The organism is Nocardiopsis prasina DSM 43845 (genome assembly GCF_000341265.1).
In the GTDB taxonomy this organism is placed as follows: Bacteria; Actinomycetota; Actinomycetes; order Streptosporangiales; family Streptosporangiaceae; genus Nocardiopsis; species Nocardiopsis prasina.
Window position 1 is genome coordinate 1 of record NZ_ANAE01000098.1, and the last position, 21,383, is coordinate 21,383.

Consider the following 21,383-nt stretch of genomic DNA (forward strand, 5'->3'; position numbering starts at 1 on the left):
CGAGCGGGCCCGAGGCCCCTCCGACGGAATCGGTGGAGTCCATGCTGGACGACGGCCTCAGCCTCGCCGACGGGGGAACGGTGTTCCGGGGGAGGGTCTCCGTCTCCCTTCACCCCTGGGCGGCGGACCACCGCGTGCTCGGAAGGGTGATGCTCCCCGGTACGGCGGTGGTGGACCTGGTCTCCGGGGCGGGGGCGGCCGTCGGCGCGGACACCGTCACCGACCTGGTGCTGGAGGCCCCCCTGACCCTGGGGTGGGCCGGAGCCGCCGAGATCCAGATCATCGTCGGTGCTCGCGACCCCCAGGGACACAGCGAGGTCAACGTGTACGCGCGCCGCGAGACGGACGACTCCTCGTGGGTGCGGTACGCCTCCGGCCTCGTCGCAGGACCGAACCCCGGTGGAGCGGCCGAGGTGAACGGTGCCCCGGGCATCGGAACCCTTCCCCCGAAGGGAGCCGAGCGGATTCCGGTCGACTACGCCCACCTGCGGGCTCTGGGCTACGACTACGGTCCGGCCTTCCGCGGATTGAGGTCGGTGCACCGGCACGGGGACGAACTCTTCCTGGAGGTCGAGCTTCCGGACTCCGTGCGTGGGAGCGAAGCCTTTCACGGCCCCCACCCCGCCCTGACCGACGCCGTCCTGCACGCCGCACTGCGGAACCAGGGCACCGAGCGCCACCGGGGCCCCCAGGTGCCGTTCGCCTGGAGCGGGGTCCGGCTGCTTCGGGCCGAGGACGAGCGGACGCCCCGCCGACTGAGGGCCCGGATCACCCCGTTGGGCGACGACCGCTACCGGTTGCTGGCCACCGGTCCTGACGGTGAGGGAACGCTCTGGTCAGTCGACGAGGTGGCCCTGAGGCCCCTGTCCGCGGAAACCCTCCCCGAAGCGGAGCCGGGCGAGGTCGCCGAACTGTACGAGCTCCAGTGGGAGCGGGTGGAGCCCACGTCGAGCTCGGCCGCGGAGGTTCCGAGTCCCCACGCCCTGCCCTCACTGGAGGACCTGGAACCGGGGGCCCCGGTTCCCGCGCTCGTCTGTACCGAACTGCCCGCGCACGTCGTCTACGCCGGAAGCGACGCCCTTTCGGACACGGTCCGCCAGGGGCTGGAGTCCGGCCTGGAATCCGTCCGCGCGTGGTTGGCGGACGAGCGCACCGCCGACTCCCGCCTGGTCCTGGTCACCTGGAGGGCCGTGGCCACGTTCCCCGGTGAACAGCTCCCCGGCGCCGCCGCCGCTCCGGTCTGGGGCCTGCTCCGAGCCGCCCAGCGCGAGTTCCCCGACCGTCTGGTGCTCGTGGACTCCGACGGCTCCGAGGAGTCGCATCGGATGCTGCCAGCGGCCCTCGGTCTCGACGAACCACAGATCGCCCTGCGTTCGGGCGCCGTCCTCGTTCCCAGGCTGAGGCGGTCCTCGGACACGGGGACGGAGTCGGTGGCCCCCTCCACCCGGTCGTGGCGGCTGGACACGAGGAGCCCCGGTTCCCTGGACTCCCTGGAGGCGGTGTCCGCTCCGGAGGCGGAGGACGCCTTGGCTCCTCGGGAGGTGCGCGTGTCCGTCCGGGCCGCGGGTGTCAACTTCCGGGACGTGGTGGTCGCCCTCGGGCTGGTCGACGGGGAGACCGGGATCGGTATCGAGGGGGCGGGAGTCGTCCTCGACGTCGGCTCGGCAGTGTCGGACCTGGCGCCCGGTGACCGGGTGGTCGGCATGTTCGACGGTGCCTTCGGCCCCTTCGCCGTGGCCGACCGGGCCCGGTTGGCCCGCATGCCGGAGGGCTGGAGTTTCGAGCAGGCGGCAGCCGTCCCGGTGGCCTTCCTGAGCGCCTACCACGGGCTGGTCGACCTGGCCGCCGTGCGGCCCGGCGAGAGCGTCCTGGTGCACGCGGCCGCAGGGGGGGTCGGGACCGCCGCCGTCCAGCTTGCCCGCCACATGGGCGCGAAGGTGTTCGGCACCGCGAGCCCGCACAAGTGGTCGGCGCTGGCGGACCACGGCCTGTCTCCGCATCGGATGGCGTCCTCCCGCTCACTGGAGTTCGAGGGCAGGTTGCGCGAGGCGAACGGTGGCGAGGGAGTCGACGTGGTCCTCAACTCGCTGACCGGCGAGTTCGTGGACGCCTCCCTGCGCCTGCTGCGCTCTCCCAGTGACGGCCGAGGTCCGGGCGGTCGGTTCGTGGAGATGGGCAAGACCGACGTGCGCGACGCCGCAACCGTGGCCGCCGACCACCCCGGTTGCTCCTACACCGCGTTCAGCCTGCCGGACGTGGATCCGGAACGCATCGGTCACATGCTCGCTCGGGTGATGGAGCTGTTCGAGGAGGGTGCCCTGCGTCCACTGCCCACGACCGTCTACGACGCCAGTGAGGCCCAGACGGCCCTGCGCGCCCTCCAACGCGGTGAGACCGTCGGCAAGCTGGTCCTTCGTGTGCCAGCCCCCTTCCCCCGGGAGGGAACCGTCCTGGTCACCGGTGGTACCGGGGGGCTCGGAAACCGTCTGGCCCGCCATCTGGTCTCGGGCTACGGGGTCCGCAACCTGCTGCTGCTCGGGCGCCGCGGCCCCGACACCCCCGGACAGGCCGAGCGCACCGCCCAACTGGAGGCACTCGGAGCGCGGGTGGAGGTGGTCTCCTGCGACGCGGCCGACCGCGAGGATCTGGCCCGTGTCCTGGACGCGGTCCCCCAGGACCGGCCGTTGCGTGCCGTGGTGCACGCCGCCGGGGCCCTCGACGACGCCACCGTCACGGCCCTGACCTCCGAACAACTGCGCACGGTGCTGCGGCCCAAGGTGGACGCCGCCTGGAACCTGCACGAACTCACCGAGGACCTGTCGTCCTTCGTCCTGTTCTCCTCGGCCGTGGGCGTCCTGGGCAACCCGGGTCAGGCCAACTACGCCGCGGCCAACGTCTTCTGTGACGCCCTGGCGCACGTGAGGCGCGACGCCGGTCTGCCCGCCACGTCGCTGTCCTGGGGTCTGTGGGAGGGCGGCGGCATGACCGGCCACCTGGACGAGAACGACCTCGCCGCCCTCAGCCGGAGCGGGCTCCTTCCGATGCGGCCGGAGGCGGCCCTCGACCTGTTCGACACCGCCATGGCCCGGGACCTGGTGCACGCGGTGCCCGCGTGGCTCTCCCCGGTCCCCGGCCTCAGCGTGCTCCGGGATCTCCTGCCCCATCCCGACTCGGAACGCTCCCCGATCCCGGTCACGGGGAAGGGCGCACCCGGTGAGGCGGGGAGCGGCGGGGAGGAACACGACCCGGCCGCGCGTTTCGCGGCGATGGACCCGGAGGAGCGTTCCCGGTCCCTGCTGCGCGAGGTCCGCGAGCACACCGCCGTGGTGCTCGGCCACCGGGCCGAAGCGGGCTCCGAGGTCGACCCGGACCGGCCCTTCACCGAACAGGGCACGGACTCGCTCACCAGTGTCGAACTGCGGAACAGGCTCAGCGCCGCGGTGGGTGTGCGCGTCCCGGCCACAGCCGTCTTCGACCATCCCAACCCCAGGGCGCTGGCGCGGTTCCTCACCGGACTCCTCACACCGGAGCTCCCGGCTCCGGAGGGGCGGACCGACCAGGATCGGACCACCACGCCTTCCGGCGCGGACGGCGACGGAGACGCCATCGACTCCATGGGCGTCGACGAACTGGTGAACCTCGCTCTGCGAGGCCCGAGTGTATGACGAGGAGGCTTGAGTTGAGCAGTGAAGACGAACGTCTGGTGACGGCTCTCCGGAGCGCGATGAAGGAGAACTCGCGTCTTCGCGCCGAGCTGGACCAGCGGTCCGAACCCGAGCCGATCGCGATCGTGGCGACCGGCTGCCGCCTCCCGGGCGGGGTCGACACCCCCGAACAGCTGTGGGACATGGTCTCCCAGGGGCGTGAGGCCCGGGGGCCCCTGCCGGACGACCGGGGATGGGACCTTCCAGGGCTGCTGGACGGTCTGGACGACGAACGGCGCCTCGCCATGGACCGGGGCTCGTTCCTGCGCGACGTCTTCGACTTCGACCCGGCCTTCTTCGGCATCTCGCCGCGTGAGGCCGAGGCGATGGACCCCCAGCAGCGGATCCTGCTCGAACTGGCCTGGGAGACGCTCGAACGCGCGGGCATCGCCCCGACCTCCCTGGCGGGTACCGACACCGGGGTCTACGTCGGACTCGCCTACCAGGAGTACGGGCCCCCGGTGCACGGGGTGACCTCGGACGGCGTCACCCTGACCGGTATCTCCGCGAGTGTCGCCTCCGGTCGCATCTCCTACTGCCTGGGGCTCGTCGGTCCCGCGCTGACCGTGGACACCGCGTGCTCCTCCTCCCTGGTCGCCCTCCACCTGGCCGTGCGCGCCCTGCGCGACGGCGACTGCTCGCTCGCGCTGGCCGGTGGCGCCACGGTCATGTCCGGGCCCGGCACCCTCACCGAGTTCACCCGCCTGCGAGGGGTGGCGGCCGACGGCCGCTGCAAGGCGTTCTCCGGGGGCGCCGACGGAGCCTCCTTCTCCGAGGGCGCCGGAATGGTCGTCCTGGAACGCCTCTCCGACGCACGCCGCCACGGGCACCCGGTCCTGGCCGTGGTCCGGGGCGGAGCGGTGAACCAGGACGGCGCCTCCAACGGGCTCACCGCGCCGAACGGTCCGTCACAGGCCCGCGTGATCGGCCGGGCGCTGGCCGACGCGGGACTGACCACCTCCGACGTCGACCTGGTCGAGGCGCACGGCACCGGTACGCCGCTGGGTGACCCGATCGAGGCGCAGGCGCTCATCGACACCTACGGTCGCGGTCGTCCCGAGGGGCGGCCCCTCTGGTTGGGATCGCTCAAGTCCAACATCGGGCACCCCCAGGCCGCCGCCGGGGTGGCCGCGGTGGTCAAGACGGTCGAGGCGCTGCGCCACAGCGTCATGCCGCCCACCCTGCACGCGGAGACGCCCAGCACGCACGTGGACTGGGACGGCGGGGTCCGGCTGCTCCACGAGTCCCGCCCGTGGGAGGACACCGGCGGGCCGCGCCGTGCCGGTGTCTCCTCGTTCGGCATGAGCGGTACCAACGCCCACCTGATCCTGGAACAGGCCCCCGAGCCGCAGGCCGTCGAGACGGCGACGGGGGAGCCCGTTCCCGTGGTCGGTGCGTCGGTGACCGGCGCCACCGCCTGGCCCCTCTCCGCACGGAGCCCCGAGGCGCTCACCGCCCAGGCGGCCCGGCTCCGCGTTCACGTCAGCGAGCGTCCCGAGCTCGCGCCGAGCGACGTCGGCCGGTCACTGGCCACCACACGATCGGCGTTGGAACACCGGGCCGTGGTCGTGGGTCGCGACCGCGCGGAGCTCCTGGCCGCGCTGGCTTCCCTAGAGTCAGGGACGCCGGGGGCGACCACGGCCACGGGCCGGGCGCGACCCGACCGCCGCCCCGTGCTGGTCTTCCCGGGGCAGGGTGGGCAGTGGGAGGGCATGGCCGTCGAGCTGCTCGACTCCTCCGACGAGTTCGCCCACCACGTCGCCGCCTGCGAACGAGCGCTGGAACCCCACGTCGGGTGGAGTCTCACCGATGTGCTGCGTCGCCGGGAGGGGGCTCCCTCTCTCGACCGTGTCGACGTCGTCCAGCCCGTTCTGTGGGCGGTCATGGTCTCCCTGGCCCGCCTGTGGATGGCGCACGGACTCACCCCGGCCGCCGTGGTCGGACATTCGCAGGGGGAGGTCGCCGCCGCGCACATCGCCGGGGCCCTGTCCCTGGAGGACGCCGCGAAGGTGGTGGCGCTGCGCAGCGCGGCCGTGCTCGACCTGGCCGGTACCGGCGCGATGGCTTCGATCGCCAGCCCCGAGCGGGCCGTGCGCGACCGCCTCGCCTCCTCGCGGGGTCCGGTCTTCGTGGCGGCGGTCAACAGCCCGACGAACACGGTCGTGGCGGGTGTGCCCGACGCCGTGGCACGGGTGGTCGAGGAGTGTGAGGCCGACGGTCTCCGAGCCCGGACGATCACCGTCGACTACGCCTCCCACACCGCCGCGGTGGACGTCCTGGCGGGCCGTGTCACGGCGGGACTCGCGGGCGTCACCCCCGGACGTCCGATGATCCCCTTCTATTCCACCGTGACCGGTGCGGCCGTGGACGACCGTCCGCTGGACGCGGAGTACTGGTTCCGGGGCCTGCGCGAACCCGTGCGCTTCGCCGAGGCGACCCGCGCCCTGGTCGACTCCGGGCACGACGTGTTCGTCGAGGTGGGGCCCCATCCGGTGCTGACACCGGCGGTCCAGGAGACGTTGGAGGAGGCCGGGGCCCGCGACGCGGTGGCGATGGCGACCCTGCGTCGGCACGAGGGCGGACCTGTCCGGTTCCTGACGTCGCTCGGGCAGGCCCACGCCCACGGGGTCGACCTCGACTGGGCGCCGCTGTTCGACCAGAGCGCCGCGCGGGTCGCCCTGCCCACGTACGCCTTCCAACGCCAGCGCTACTGGCGGCCGGGCCCCGGCTCGGTCCCGGAGCGGGGCACTGGTGCGGCACTCACCTCGCTCGCTCCGCCCGACGGCTGGACCTACCGCGAGGAGTGGGTGCCCGTCCCGGAGGGGGCCGTGTCCCCCCCTCCCACGGCCGGGGGTACCTGGCTGCTGGTCGGGACCCGGTTCGGGCCCGCCCTCAAGGAGTGTGTGCGGGGCCTGGAGTCGCGTGGCCACCGCGTCCTGGTTCTCGACCTTCCGGACGGCGCGGATCGGCACGCCGTGAGCTCACTGGTCGGAGATGCGCGCAAGGGTGTCGGGGACATCGCCGGCGTCCTGTTGGCCACCTCCGTGAGTGCTGGCCCCGGAGCGGTCCGTCCTCCGTCCGCCGCCCCCGCCCACCGAGACGCCGTTCTCCTCCTCCAGGCCCTCCTCGACACGGGTGTCGCGGCTCCGCTGTGGTGTCTGACCAGCGGTGCGGTCGAGAGCGGCCGGGGAGCGGGCGACCCCGCCGCCGCGCTGCTGTGGGGCTTCGGCCGCGTGGCGGCCCAGGAGCACACTGATCGCTGGGGCGGACTGGTCGACATCCCCGATCCCGAGGACCCGCACAGCGGGGACGCGCTGGCCTCGGTCCTGAGCGGCCAGGCCGCCTTCGGCGAGGACCAACTCGCGGTGCACGGCTCCAGGGTGCTGGCCAGGAGGCTCGCGCGTGTGTCCCTCGACACCGACACGGCACGCGAGTGGCGGCCCGAGGGCACCGTGCTGGTCACCGGGGGGACCGGCGGACTCGGCGCGCACACCGCACGGTGGCTCGCCGAACAGGGCGCGGAGCACCTCCTCCTGCTCAGCAGAAGGGGGCCGGACGCCCCTGGCGTCGAGGACCTCACCGCCGAACTGCGCGCGGTCGGCGCCGAGGTCACCCTGGTCGCCTGTGACGTCGGTGACCGCGACCGGCTAGCCGAGGTGCTGGACGCCGTACCGGCGCACCTGCCTCTGACAGCGGTCTTCCACACGGCGGCGGAACTCGACGACGCCCCCGTGGCCGATCTCGATCCGGAGGGCATCGCCCGTGTCCTGCGCGCGAAGGCGGATGGAGCCGTGCATCTGCACGAGCTAACGCGAGGGCTGGACCTGTCCGCGTTCGTGATGTTCTCCTCGGTGGGAGCGGTCTTCGGCGTGACCGGGCAGGGCAACTACGCGCCCGCGAACGTCTTCTGTGAGTCCCTCGCCCACCACCGCAGGGCCCTGGGGCTACCCGCGACATCGATCGCGTGGGGCGCCTGGGAAGGTGCCGGGATGGCCGGTCGGGAGGCCGTGGCCGGGCTCCTGCGCAGGCACGGACTGCCCACCATGAAGCCCTCCCTGGCAGTGGAGGGACTGCGCCGGGTCCTGGACCACGACCTCACGGCGTTGGCCGTCGCCGACATCGACTGGCCGCGTTTCCGGCTCGCCTTCACGGCGAACCGTCCCAGCGCGTTGATCACCGACGTCGCCCCGGTCGGCTCCGGCGGCACCACCGCACCCGTTCCCGGAGCGGGCGCCGGGTCCACGTCGGAGCCGGTCGGGGACCTGAGGGCCCGACTGGCCGGGGCCGGGCGCACCGACCGTGTCCGTGCACTCACGGATCAGGTGTGCGACCACGTCGCGGCAGTCCTCGGCTACGGCTCCGGTGACGCCGTCCCGGTGGACCGTGGACTGAAGGACCTGGGCATGGACTCGGTCACCGCCGTGGAGCTGCGCAACCGGCTCACGGTGCTGACCGGAGTCCGCCTCGCCCCGGCCGTCGCCTTCGACCACCCCACCTGTGACGCACTCGCCCGTCACCTTGAGGAACGGGTGTTCGGCAGCGCGGAGCAGATCGTACTGGAGCGTCTTGACGGCCTCGCGACCGCGCTTGACGAGTACGAGGAGACCGACGGTTCACGTGTCGCGGAACGACTGCGCGCCCTTCTGAAGCGCCTGGAACCGGGGGCAGCGGGCCAGACCGGGCGGGACACCGACGGCTCCGAACTGGCGGCGGCCTCGCGAGAGGAGCTCTTCGCGCTCATCGACGAGACCCTGGCCGACTGAGCCCGGCCAGGGTTCCCGGCCCACCGCAGACGAGCCGATGACGGACACCCACCCCACCACAGACCACCCGGCACCAGCGCCGCGAAGCGAATCGGCAAGGCACCACCATGACTGACGACGCACAGGTTCTCGACTACCTCAAACGAGTCACGGCGGACCTTCGCCGCACCCGAGCCGAACTCGACCGACTCCGTGAACGCGACTCCGAGCCCATCGCCGTGGTGGGCATGGGGTGCCGCCTGCCCGGAGGGGTGGACGGACCCGAGGGGCTCTGGGACCTGTTGGACCGGGGAACCGACGCCATCGGAGATTGGCCAGAAGACCGGGGCTGGGACATCGAGGATCTGCGGGGTCGCCCGGGTATGTCCTCCGGAGGTGGGTTCATCCGTGACGTGGCAGGTTTCGACTCCGCCTTCTTCGGTATCTCTCCCCGCGAAGCCGAGGCGATGGATCCGCAGCAGCGGCTCATGCTGGAGGTGACCTGGGAGTCCCTGGAACGCGCGGGGATCGATCCCCACTCCCTGGCCGAGTCGAGCACGGGGGTCTTCACGGGGATCAGCACCACCGACTACGCCCGGGTCACGACCTCGGGCCGTGTCCCCACCCCGGAGGGGGCCGAGGGTTACCTGATGACCGGTACCGCCGCGAGCGTGGCCTCGGGGCGGATCGCCTACACGCTGGGTCTTCGGGGCCCCGCGCTGACGGTGGACACGGCCTGTTCCTCCTCGCTCGCCTCCGTCCTTCTCGCCGTGCGTTCCCTGCGCCGGGGCGAGTGCACGCTGGCCCTGGCCGGGGGCGCGACCGTGATGTCCGGTCCCTCCCTCTTCCTGGAGTCCGCCAAGCAGGGTGTGCTCTCCCATGACGGGCGTTGCAGGGCCTTCGGAGACGGGGCCGACGGAACCGGTTTCGCGGAGGGTGCCGCGTCCCTCGTACTGGAACGGCTCTCGGACGCGGAACGCCACGGTCACCCCGTCCTGGCGGTGATCCGGGGCGGTGCGGTCAACCAGGACGGCGCCTCCAGCGGGCTGACCGCGCCGAGCGGCCCCGCGCAGAGCCGCGTGATCCGGGCCGCGCTCGCCGACGCCGGGGTGGAGCCCGACGACATCGATGTGGTGGAGGCGCACGGCACCGGGACCGAACTGGGCGATCCGATCGAGTCCGACGCCCTCCTGGAGGTGTTCGGCGCACGGCCCGGCCGGGAGCCCCTGTGGCTGGGGTCGGTCAAGTCGAACGTCGGACACACCCAGAGTGCGGCCGGGGCGGTCGGCATCGTCAAGATGGTGCTGGCCCTGAACGGGGAACGGCTACCGAGGACCCTCCACGCCGACCAGCCCACGTCTCTGGTCGACTGGGCTTCCGGCGGGGTCCGACCGCTGACCGAGGCACGGGACTGGCCGCGGGGGGAACGCGTGCGCCGCGCAGGGGTGTCGGCCTTCGGTATCAGCGGTACCAACGTCCACCTCGTCCTGGAGGAGGCCCCGGTACCCGTCTCCGGGCCCGACGACACCGTCCCCGGTGAGACGGAGAACGCACGGCCGCTGGTCGAAGGGAGGACCGCGTGGCTGCTGTCCGCGCGCGACGAATCCGCGCTCCGGGCCCAGGCAGCGCGCCTCGCCGACCGGTTCACCGGCGTCGCGGGTGGCGCCCCGTCACCGGAGAGCATCGCTCGCTCCCTGGCCACCACGCGCGCGCGGTTCGATGAACGCGCGGTCGTCGTCGGTGGCCCGGAGTCCATCGAGCGGGGGCTTCGCGGCCTGGCCGCCGGAGAGGTCGCGGAGGGCACGGTCACCGGAGTGGTTCGGCGGTCCGCTCGCCCAGCACGGCCGGTCTTCGTGTTTCCGGGCCAGGGCGGTCAGTGGGCCGGCATGGGCCGGGACCTGATGGCAGACTCACCGGTCTTCGCGGCCTCCGTGGCCGAGTGCGAGCGTGCCCTGGCCCCCTTGGTCGACTGGTCCCTGTCCTCCGTCCTGCGCGAGGATCCCGGGGCGCCTCCGTTCACAGGAGAGGGCGCCGCCGCCGACGTCCTGCAACCCGCCGTCTGGGCGTTCCTGGTCTCACTGGCACGGATGTGGCGCGCCGCCGGGGTCGAACCCACCGCGGTGGTCGGCCACTCGCAGGGCGAGGTGGCGGCGGCCTGTGTGGCCGGGATCCTCTCGATCGAGGACGGTGCCCGGGTGGTCGTCGCTCGCAGCCGTGCGCTGGCGAAGATCGCGGGTGAGGGCGGCATCGCGGTGGTGGGACTCGCCCCGGACGCCGTCGCGGGCCTGCTCGAGGGGATGGAGGGCCGACTGGTCCTCTCCGGGATCAACGGCCCCACGACGTGCACGGTCGCCGGAACCCCCGAGGCGGTGGACGCCTTCGTGGCGGCTCGGGAGGCGGAGGAGACCTTCGTCCGTCGGCTTCCGATCGACTACGCGTCACATTCCTTCGCCATCGACCGTGTCGAGGAGGAGGTGCGGGCCGCGCTGGCCGAGATCAAGCCTCGGCGGGGCACCGTGCCCTTCCACTCCACCGTCGCTCCCGAGCCGGTGTGGAGGGCGGGGGACGAGCCCCCGGCGTCGCCACTGGACGGAACCTCGCTCGACGCCGACTACTGGTACCGGAACCTTCGCCACGGAGTGCTCCTGGAACCGGTGGTGCGCCGCCTGGCCGAAGCCAGCGAGGCGTTCGTCGAGGTGGGGCCGCATCCGGTGCTGGCCGTGCCGATGCGCGAGACCCTGGAGGCCGTCGGAGCCGGGGACCGTTCCCTCGTACACACCTTGCAAAGGGACCAGGACACCGGAGACCGATTCCTCGCGGCGCTGGCCGAAGCCCACTGCCAGGGGGTGGAGGTCGACTGGCGACGAGTCCTGGGCGGGGGCGGCGGTCATGTCGATCTGCCCACCTACCCCTTCCAGCGTCGCAGGTACTGGTTGAGGGAGCCAGCGCTCTCTGGAGCCCCCTCGGCTGGGGGCCTCAGCTCCGCCGATCACCCCCTGATCGCTGCCTGGACCACGATCGGCACGACCGGGCAGACCCTCTTCACCGGTCGGCTGGACAGCGCGCGCGTCCCCTGGCTGTCCGAGCACACGGTCTCCGGGCGAGCGATCCTGCCCGGGACCGCCACCGTGGAGCTGCTCCTCCGGGTCGGGCGACTGTGCGACCGGCCCGAGATTGCCGAACTCACCCTGACCCACCCGCTGGAAATGGACCCCGACGGGCCGGGTCTCCCGATCCAGGTCGTCGTCGAGCCGTCCGAACTGCGCGGCACCCGGGCGTTCCAACTCCTGTCCTCGGCTGACGGTCGGACGTGGACCTCGCACGCCGAGGGTCTCCTGGGCCCCGCGACCAGGACGCCCGCCCCCGTGCTGGTCCCCCCGGGCGCCGAAACGAGCGAACTCGCGCTCTCCGCCGTCTACCCGCTCTTCGAAGCCCTGGGCCTCCAGTACGGCCCCTCCTTCCGGGGCCTGCGCGAGGTTCGAACCCTCGGTTCCCGTACCTGGGCGGAGGTCGGCCCGGACGCCCTGCCCGCCGACGCCGCCGCCCTGACCGGACCGCACCCGGTGCTGCTGGACTCCGGGCTCCAGTCACTGCTCCTGCAAGAGACGGGCTCGGACGCGTCCCGGCTGCTCATGCCCTTCGAGTGGGGCGGGGTCCGGCGCTACGGGGACCGCGCCCCCGAACGGGTGCGGGTACAGCTCACCCGGACCGGTGACGACACCTACGAGGTCCTGGTCGTCGACCCCGAGGGCGCCCCCGTCCTCAGCGTCGATTCCCTCACGGTCCGGGAAGCGGCGTCGGCGGTCCGCGCAGACCGGGACGCCCTCTTCCACCTGGAGTGGGAGGAGGTCACCGCACCTGATGCGGCCGTGACCGCCGACCCCGGAACCTGGGCCGTGTCCGGCGGTGCCGCTCTGGGCATCGACCGTCGCCCCGAGGACGGGGACGAGGCGCCCGCCGTGGTGGTCGTCGACGAGGGGCGCACAGGGGGCGCCGACCCAGAGAGGACACACGAGCGGTTGCTCGGGACGGCCTCCCTGCGCGGCTGGGTCGAGGACGAGCGCTACACGACCACGAGGTTCGTCGTGCTCACCCGCGGCGCCGTGCGCCTGCCCGGGGACACCGAGCCGTCGATGGATCCGTCCGGAGCGGCGCTGTGGGGACTCGTCGCCACCGCGGAGACCGAGAACCCGGGGCGTTTCCTGTTGTTGGACGCCGATCGGGCCGACGTCGATCTGGTCCGGGCCGCCCTGGCCACGGGAGAACCTCGTCTGGCGGCCCGGGACGGCCGCCTCCACGCACCGCGCCTGGCGCGTAGCCTCACCAAGGCCGACGAGGGTTCCCACCCGCCCGCCCGTAGTCCCGGCTGGCGTCTGGACGCCGACGGGCGGGGCGTCGTTGACGGGCTCACCTACATTCCCGTGCCCGACCGCCCTCTGGCCCCTCACGAGGTGCGGGTGTCGGTCCGCGCCGCCGGACTGAACTTCCGTGACGTCCTGATGACCGTGGGCATGACCCCGGAGCCGGGTGACATCGGCAACGAGGGGTCCGGTGTGGTACTGGAGACCGGATCCGGGGTCAGGGACCTGAGGCCGGGTGACCGCGTGATGGGGCTCTTCCCCGGGGCCTTCGGTCCCCTGGCGGTGGCCGACCACCGGTACCTGGCCAGGGTTCCGGAGAGTTGGGACCACGCGGAGGCGGCCGCCGTCCCCGCCGTCTACCTGACCGCCTACCTCGTGCTCGTCGACGAGGTGAAGCTCCGGGCGGGGGAGACCGTGCTCGTCCACTCCGCCGCCGGGGGCGTCGGCCAGGCGGCACTCGGCCTGGCCCGGCACCTGGGAGCTCGCGTGCTCGCGACGGCCAGCCCCGGGAAGTGGGACCTGCTCAGATCCTCGGGGCTGACCGACGACGAGATCGCCCACTCGCGCGAACCCGGTTTCGAGGAGCGCTTCCGCGCGGCAGCCGGAGGCGTGGACGTGGTCCTGAACTCGCTCACGGGTGACGCGATCACCGCCTCCCTCCGTCTGCTCTCGGAGGGAGGCCGGTTCGTGGAACTGGGGCACAACGAGCTGCTGGGCAGGGACGACGTTCCCGAGGACATCACCTACCTGCACTTCAACGTCATGGAGGTGGGGCCGGAGCGCATCCAGCGGGCCTTCGCGGCACTCCTTCCCCTGTTGGTGGACGGCACCCTGACCCGTGGGCCCCTCACCCGGTACCCGATCGAGGAGGCACCGGAGGCGTTCCAGGTCATGCAACGCGGCCACAACGTCGGCAAGGCGGTACTGGAGCTGTCGACCCGCTTCCGGCCCGGGGGGACCGTCCTGGTCACCGGCGCCATGGGACGTCTCGGCGCCTTGGTCGCCCGGCACCTGGTGCTCCGGCACGGTGTCGAGAACCTGCTCCTCGTCAGCCGCCGGGGCCGGGAGGCCCCGGGCGCCGACGAACTCGTCGCCGAGCTCACGGGTCTCGGGGCGAACGTGCGTGTCGAGGCCTGTGACGTCACCGACGAGGAGCAACTGCGGCTGCTTCTCGACGACGCTCCGATCACCGCCGTCGTGCACACGGCGGCCGTGCTCGACGACTCCACCTTCACTGGTCTGACCAAGGAGTCCCTCGACGTCGTGACGGCTCCCAAGGTCGCGGGCGCCTGGAACCTGCACCGACTCACCGCCGACCTCGACCTGGACGCCTTCGTCCTGTTCTCCTCGGCGGCCGGAGTGCTGGGCAGCGCGGGCCAGGCCGCCTACTCGGCCGCCAACGCGTATCTGGACGCGCTCGCCGAGTACCGGAGGGCGCGGGGCCTGCCCGCGCAGTCCCTGGCGTGGGGGCGCTGGCTGGTGGAGACGCGGGAGTTCGCGGAGATGAACGAGGTCAGCGCGAACCGGATGGCCCGCACCTGGGGTGTCGAGGGGATCGGTGACCGGGAGGGGTGTGCCCTCCTCGACGCCGCCATGGCGACGAACCGTCCCCACCTGGTGCCCTCACCCCTCGACCTGGTCGGACTCCGTGCCCGGGCGGTCACCCAGGGGCCCGTTCCGGCCCTGATGCGCGGGCTGGTCCGCACACCCGACCGAACGGGGCCGGACACCGCACCGTTGGCCGCGGCGTCGCCCGGACCCGGGCGCCGGGCACTGATCACGCGCAGGATCAGGGAACGGGCAGCGGAGATCCTGGGCTACCGCGAGTACGGCGCGCGGCAGGAGTTCCCGGAGTCCGGTTTCGACTCGCTGACCTCGGTGGAGCTGCGCAACCACCTCCAGGACCTCACCGGTCTGCCCCTGCCGGTCACCCTCGTGTTCCAGCACAGCAACCCGGAGGTCCTGGCACGGTACCTGGACCAGGAGATGGGCGAACCGGTCGACGGGGGGGACATCGTCCCGGATCGGGAGAGGCTGGGTCACACGCCCCGGGACACGAGTGTCAGGGACAGTCTGGTGGGTCTGTTCACGGACGCCTGTGTGCGACACCGACCGAAGGAAGCCGTCGGACTCGCCCTGGCCGCCTCGCGCACCCGGACGGTCTTCACCGGTGACTCTCCCCCCGCCACCACCACCCTGGCCACCGGCCCCGAGGAACCCGTCCTGATCTGCCACCCGTCTCTGGTGATGACCTCGGGCCCGCACGAGTTCGCGCGGTTCGCCAGTCGCTGGCAGGGACGCCGCCGCGTCCACGTGGTCTCCGCTCCGGGCTACCTGGAGGGCGAGGACCTCCCCGCCGACCTGGACACCTTCGTGCGGACCCAGGCCGACCAGGTGCTCACCGTCGCCGAGGGGCGCCCGTTCGTCCTGGTCGGACGGTCCTCCGGCGGATGGACGGCGCACGCCGTGGCGGAACGTCTCGCGAGCCGGGGGAGGGCTCCGGAGAAGGTAATCCTGCTCGACTCGGTGGTGCCCGGGGACGACGAACTCCTGCCCATGGTGTCGGAGTTCGTGACCGATCGGGCCCACCAGTTCGAGCTCCTGGACACCCCCCGGCTCACCGCGATGGGGGCCTACCTCGACCTGTTCTCCGGGTGGCGCCCCTCGGAGTGGCGGGGTACGACGGTTCAGGTGCGGCCCACGGAGGCGGTGGTCACCGCCTCCGGTGCCAAGCTCGGACTGGGCTGGGGCTGGCCGACCGGGCACGTCCGGGTCGAGGTGCTGGGCGACCACTTCACCATGATGGAGGAGTGGGCGCCCCACACCGCGGAGGCCGTCGGACGAGTCGTCTCGGAGGGCGGTGCCACGGACTGACCCGGAGTCGCGGACCCCGGGTGGCCGCACGTCCGGTGTGGGCACCCGCTCCGGAACAACTCCGACATCCCGGGCGTTGCCCCTGAGGCGCGCCCGGGACGTCCGCTTCGGCACGGGCACGTGCCGTCCCGATCCGTGCCCGCCGGGAAAACCGGTTGCCAGCCCTTCTAACCTTGAGTACTGATGAGCACCACCACGCCCGCGCCCGCCACGGACCAGCTCCGTTCCCGGTTGCGCGACCTCATGCCCGCCGACCGGCACCGGCTGCGTCGCCGTATCGACGGTCTGGCCAGAATCCGTGACGAGCGCCGCCGTGCCTCCGTGACCTCCCAGATCGCGGGCGACATCGACCGCGCCGAACTCCGTGTGGGCCTGCGCCGTGAGGCCGTCCCCGAGCTCAGCTACCCCGAGGACCTGCCGGTCAGCGCCCGGCGCGAGGACATCGCCGAGGCCATCCGCGACAACCAGGTCGTGATCGTCGCCGGAGAGACCGGTTCCGGCAAGACCACCCAGCTGCCCAAGATCTGCCTGGAGCTGGGGCGCGGCGTCATGGGCACCGTGGGCCACACCCAGCCCCGCCGGCTGGCCGCGCGCACCGTGGCCGAGCGGATCGCCGACGAGATCGGCACACCCCTGGGCGAGACGGTCGGCTACAAGGTCCGGTTCACCGACTCCTCCAACGACAGCACGCTCGTCAAGCTGATGACCGACGGCATCCTGCTCGCGGAGATCCAGCACGACCGCATGCTGCGCCAGTACGACACGCTCATCATCGACGAGGCGCACGAGCGCAGCCTCAACATCGACTTCCTGCTCGGCTACCTCAAACAGCTCCTGCCCAAGCGGCCGGACCTGAAGGTCGTCATCACCTCCGCGACCATCGACCCCGAACGGTTCTCCCGCCACTTCGACGACGCCCCCATCGTGGAGGTCTCCGGGCGCACCTACCCGGTCGAGGTTCGCTACCGGCCCATCTCCGAGGACATCCTCGACCCCGAGGAGAAGAACCCCGGGCCGGGCACCGACAAGGACCAGACCCAGGCCATCCTTGAGGCCGTCGACGAACTCTCCCGCGAGGACCCCGGGGACGTCCTGGTCTTCCTCAGCGGCGAACGGGAGATCCGCGACACCGCCGAGGCCCTCGAGAAGAAGAAGATCCGGGGCTTGGAGGTCCTGCCCCTCTACGCGCGCCTGTCCGTGGCCGAACAGAAACGCGTGTGGTCCCGGCACGGGGGCCGCCGCGTCGTCCTGGCCACCAACGTCGCCGAGACCTCGCTCACGGTCCCCGGCATCAAGTACGTCATCGACCCCGGCACCGCGCGCATCTCCCGGTACTCCCACCGCACCAAGGTGCAGCGCCTGCCCATCGAGGCCGTCTCCCAGGCTTCCGCCAACCAGCGCAAGGGCCGCTGCGGCCGTGTGTCCGAGGGCATCTGCATCCGCCTGTACTCCGAGGAGGACTTCCTCTCCCGCCCGGAGTACACCGACCCGGAGATCCTGCGCACCAACCTCGCCTCGGTCATCCTCCAGATGGCCGCACTGGGCCTGGGCGACGTCGCCGCGTTCCCGTTCGTGGACGGCCCCGACCACCGGCAGATCAAGGACGGCGTCAACCTGCTGTCCGAGCTCGGCGCCCTCCAACCCGAGAACGCGGGCGAACCGAACCGGCAGCGCCGCCTGACCGCGATCGGCCGCCGTCTCGCCCAGCTGCCCATCGACCCCCGCCTGGGCCGTATGGTCCTGGAGGCCGAGAAGCGCGACTGCCTGGCCGAGGTCATGGTCATCACTTCGGCCCTGTCCATCCAGGACCCGCGCGAACGCCCCACTGAGAAACAGCAGCAGGCCCAGCAGGCCCACGCCCGGTTCACTGACAAGGAATCGGACTTCCTGGCCTTCCTCAACCTGTGGAACCACCTGCGCGACAGGCAGCAGGAGCTGTCCGGCAACCAGTTCCGCCGGATGTGCCGGGAGGAGTTCCTCAACTACCTGCGGGTGCGCGAGTGGCAGGACATCCACGGCCAGCTCAAGCAGGTCCTGCGCACGATGGACATCGAGGTCCCGCCGCTGCGCGAGGAGGCCGCCGACCCGCGCTCCGTGCACATGTCGCTGCTGGCCGGACTGCTCTCGCACGTCGGCCTCAAGGACCCGGACAAGCACGAGTACCTGGGCGGCCGGGGGGCGCGGTTCGCGATCTTCCCCGGCTCCGCGCTGTTCAAGAAGCAGCCCCGCTTCGTGATGGTCGGCGAACTCGTGGAGACCTCCAAGCTCTGGGGGCGCATGGTCGCCCGCATCGAGCCGGAGTGGGCCGAGGAGCTCGGCGCCGACATCGTCAAGCGCGGCTACAGCGAACCGCACTGGGAGCGCAAGCGCGGCGCCGTCATGGCCTACGAGCGCGTCACCCTCTACGGGGTGCCCATCGTCGTCCAGCGCAAGGTGTCCTACGGAAGCATCGACCCGCAACTCTCCCGGGAGCTGTTCATCCGCCGCGCCCTCGTCGAGGGCGACTGGGAGACCCGGCACCAGTTCTTCCATGACAACCGCAGACTCCTGGACGAGGTCGAGGACCTGGAGCACCGCGCCCGCCGCCGCGACATCGTGGTGGACGACGACACGCTCTTCGACTTCTACGACCGCCGGGTGGCGGACAGCGCCGTCTCCGCCGCCCACTTCGACTCCTGGTGGAAGAAGGCCCGACGCACCGAGCCCGCGCTCCTCGACTTCACCCGTGAGGAGCTGATCAACGAAGGCGTGGACGGGGTCAGTGAGGACGACTACCCCGACGTGTGGCGCCAGGGCGCGTTCGTCTTCCCGCTCACCTACCAGTTCGAGCCGGGCAGCGACTCCGACGGCGTCACAGCGCACGTCCCGGTGAAGTTCCTCAACCAGGTCGAGAACACCGGCTTCGACTGGCAGATCCCCGGCCTGAGGGACGAACTCATCACCGCGATGATCCGTTCGCTGCCCAAGCCGCTGCGCCGCAACTTCGTCCCCGTGCCCGACAACGCGGCCCGCGCCAGAGGGGGGCTCACCCCCTACGAGGGCTCCCTCACCGAGGCGCTGGCCGCCGAACTCACCGTGATGGCCCACGGCGAGCGGATCCGCCCGGAGGACTTCCAGCTGGACCGGGTCCCCGACCACCTGCGCATCACCTTCCGCGCAGTGGACGACCGCAAACGCACCCTGGCCGAGTCCAAGGACCTCGAACAGCTGCGCGCCAAGCTCAAGCCCCGCCTGCGCGAGGCGATCGCCACCGAGGCCAAGGGCGTGGAGAGGAAGGGGATCACCTCCTGGGACTTCGGTCCGCTGGAGCAGACCCTGGAACGCAAGGCCCTGGGCCCGAAGGTCAAAGGCTATCCCGCCCTGGTCGACGAGGGCGAGAGCGTGGCCGTGCGCATCTTCGACACCCGGCCCGAGCAGCGCTCCGCCATGCGCGCGGGCACCCGGCGCCTGCTCATGCTCACCCTCCCGTCCCCGGCGACGGCGGTGAGCAAGGGCCTGAACAACCCGGACAAGCTCGCCCTGGCGGACAACCCGCACGGGTCGATCCGCAAGATGCTGGAGGACGCCGAGGCCGCCGCCGTCGACCACCTGCTCACCCGTGAGGGCGGGCCGGTGTGGAACGCCGACGACTTCGCCCGGCTCGCCGACCGCGTGCGAGCCGACCTCGGCGACACCCTCGCCGAGATCCTCGGCAGGACCGCCCGCATCCTCGTGCTGTGGCGCAAGGTCAGCAAGAAGGTGAAGGGCACCACGTCCCTCGCGGTCCTGCCGTCCCTCAACGACGTCCAGGGACAGTTGGGCGACCTCGTCGGCGACGGGTTCGTCACCCGCACGGGGCTGGCCCGCCTGGACGACGTGCACCGGTACCTGCGCGGCATCGAGTACCGGCTGGGCAAGCTCCCGGAGAACCCGCGCCGTGACCAGGTCAACATGTCCAAGGTCGAGCAGATGCGTCAGGCTGTCGCCAGGATCCGGGGGGCTCTCCCCGCCGGTCGGGCCGACGACCCGGACGTGGTGGAGCTGCGCTGGATGCTGGAGGAGTACCGGGTCAGCCTCTTCGCCCAGGAACTGCGCACCGCCTACCCGGTCTCGGACAAACGCATCATGAAGGCGATCGAGGCCGTCAAGGACGCGGGCAGGCGGCCCTAGGAAGGGGACGGGCTCCCCCGGAGTCGGCCCTACCAGGGGCCGGGCCCGGCGGGGGCCCGCCTCCCTGCCTTGGCGCCGAAGTAGTCCCCGCCCTTGCGCAGGGCGTCGTCGGTGCCCCAGGACTCCTCCGCGCCGACCCGGCGCAGGTGGGGGATGTGCTTGCGGCAGTGGATGTAGGCCTCCTCCACCTGCACCATCATCCACATCTGCGCCCGTTGGCCCGGCATCTGCGGCAGGGGCAGGTCCGGGACGTGCGGGCGCAGGGTCTCGTCCTCCATGATCTTCACCCGGCCGTTCACGTGCAGGCCGATCCGGTCCCGCTCGAAGTCGAGGAACATCAGGCCGACGTGCGGGTTCTCCAGGATGTTGCCCGCGCTGGCGAACACGCCGTTGCCCCGGTACTCCGGGTAGACCAGGGTCCGGTCGTCGATGACGTGCACGAACCCGGGCGGCCCGGCCCGGAAGCTGGAGTCGCACTCGCCCCGGGCGTCCGCCGTGGCGACGAACAGCATCTCCTGCCGGGCGATGAAGTCCTTCATGAGCGGGTTCAGGTGGTCCAGCATCTGGTCACTGTAGAAGCGGTCGGCCCGCTCGGCGGTGCCCATGACCGCCTGCACGTGGCGTTCTCCCTCGGTCCCGGGCGTACGGTTCTGATGACTCTGACTCATGAACGGAGGCTTTCGACGGGGTGAGAGGAGGGGAGGGTGAGGTGGAACCGCGTCAGCGCCGTCGGTGGGACGCCTGCGCGGGGTTCGGGGCCTCTTCGGCCCCGGCGATCATGTTCGCGGTGATCCACTGGTAGACGAGCACCCAGGCCGAACTCATCGAGGACGACCAGGTGGGGGAGACCTCGCTGACCGCGCGGACCAGGGCACGGCCCACGTGCGGGTAGTGCTCGGGCAGCACGCCGAGTTCGATGCGGTGAGAACGCCCCAGGCGGCGCAGGTAGTGGGCGACCTCGTCGGGGCTGTCGAGATGTCGCACCACGGACAGCAGGGCGTCCGCCATGCGCTGTTGCTGGGGCTTGATGTCCTCGGAGAACATGCCCCGCACCTCGGGGACCATCGAGAAGAGGTTCTCGTAGAAGGACCGGGCCAGACGTGTGGAGCCCTCGGGGATGTCCACACAGGACTGGCGGACCAGTTCGATGATCTCCTGGTCGGGCAACGGCACTTCGGACAGGGAGCGAAGGGTCAAGACGGGTCCAGACTTCCGGTGAGCGGGGAACCACGGAACGCGATGGGTGATCCGTGTACCGAGGGTCGGGTTCCTCTGGCTGTGGGTCTTCGTCCGCGGGGGGCACTCGATCCCGCGGGCAGCGCCGAAACGGTTTCCGTTCGCGGCCTCGCCGAGGCCCGGAACCCGGAGACGAACAGGGCAGGTCGGAATGAGGGGGACCTGACCACCGTTAATCGGGCTGTCGAGGAGGAACTGTAACAGAAGGGCTACGTGAGTCAGAGGTTTCTCTTGGTAACCACCGTTGGGAGGGGCCCCGGGGCCGGCCCGCGCGTCCTTTCCCACCGACGACGGGGGCGGTAGCATTCCCGCCGTGG

General features: G+C 71.9%; 6 protein-coding genes. 4 read left to right on the forward strand and 2 right to left on the reverse strand.

The features are described 5' to 3' along the window. Positions 1-41 precede the first annotated feature (41 nt). The 4 genes from D452_RS27935 (at position 42) to hrpA (ending at position 19,830) form a co-directional block, all read left to right on the forward strand. Positions 42-3,665, forward strand: coding sequence for an SDR family NAD(P)-dependent oxidoreductase (locus tag D452_RS27935; RefSeq protein ID WP_017543707.1), 3,624 nt, complete (start codon positions 42-44; stop codon positions 3,663-3,665). Positions 3,666-3,679: 14 nt separating this feature from the next. After that, a complete protein-coding gene (locus D452_RS0108380) occupies positions 3,680-8,467 on the forward strand; it encodes a type I polyketide synthase (protein ID WP_026129089.1) in 4,788 nt (1,595 codons plus the stop codon). A gap of 107 nt (positions 8,468-8,574) precedes the next feature. Next, positions 8,575-15,681 carry a type I polyketide synthase gene (locus D452_RS0108385; protein ID WP_017543709.1) on the forward strand — a complete coding sequence of 2,369 codons (7,107 nt, stop codon included), beginning with the start codon at positions 8,575-8,577 and terminating at the stop codon, positions 15,679-15,681. 183 nt (positions 15,682-15,864) lie between these two features. Continuing rightward, complete coding sequence (hrpA, locus tag D452_RS0108390; RefSeq protein ID WP_017543710.1) at positions 15,865-19,830, forward strand: ATP-dependent RNA helicase HrpA; 3,966 nt, start codon at positions 15,865-15,867, stop codon at positions 19,828-19,830. 29 nt (positions 19,831-19,859) lie between these two features. Here the strand turns inward: hrpA and D452_RS27940 are convergent, their stop codons facing one another. Both D452_RS27940 and D452_RS0108400 read right to left on the reverse strand, forming a co-directional pair. After that, positions 19,860-20,498 (reverse strand): pyridoxamine 5'-phosphate oxidase family protein, encoded by a 639-nt coding sequence (locus D452_RS27940; RefSeq protein WP_040693387.1) that lies wholly within the window; start codon positions 20,496-20,498, stop codon positions 19,860-19,862. Positions 20,499-20,550: 52 nt separating this feature from the next. Beyond that, complete coding sequence (locus tag D452_RS0108400; protein ID WP_017543712.1) at positions 20,551-21,027, reverse strand: globin domain-containing protein; 477 nt, start codon at positions 21,025-21,027, stop codon at positions 20,551-20,553. Positions 21,028-21,383 lie beyond the last annotated feature (356 nt).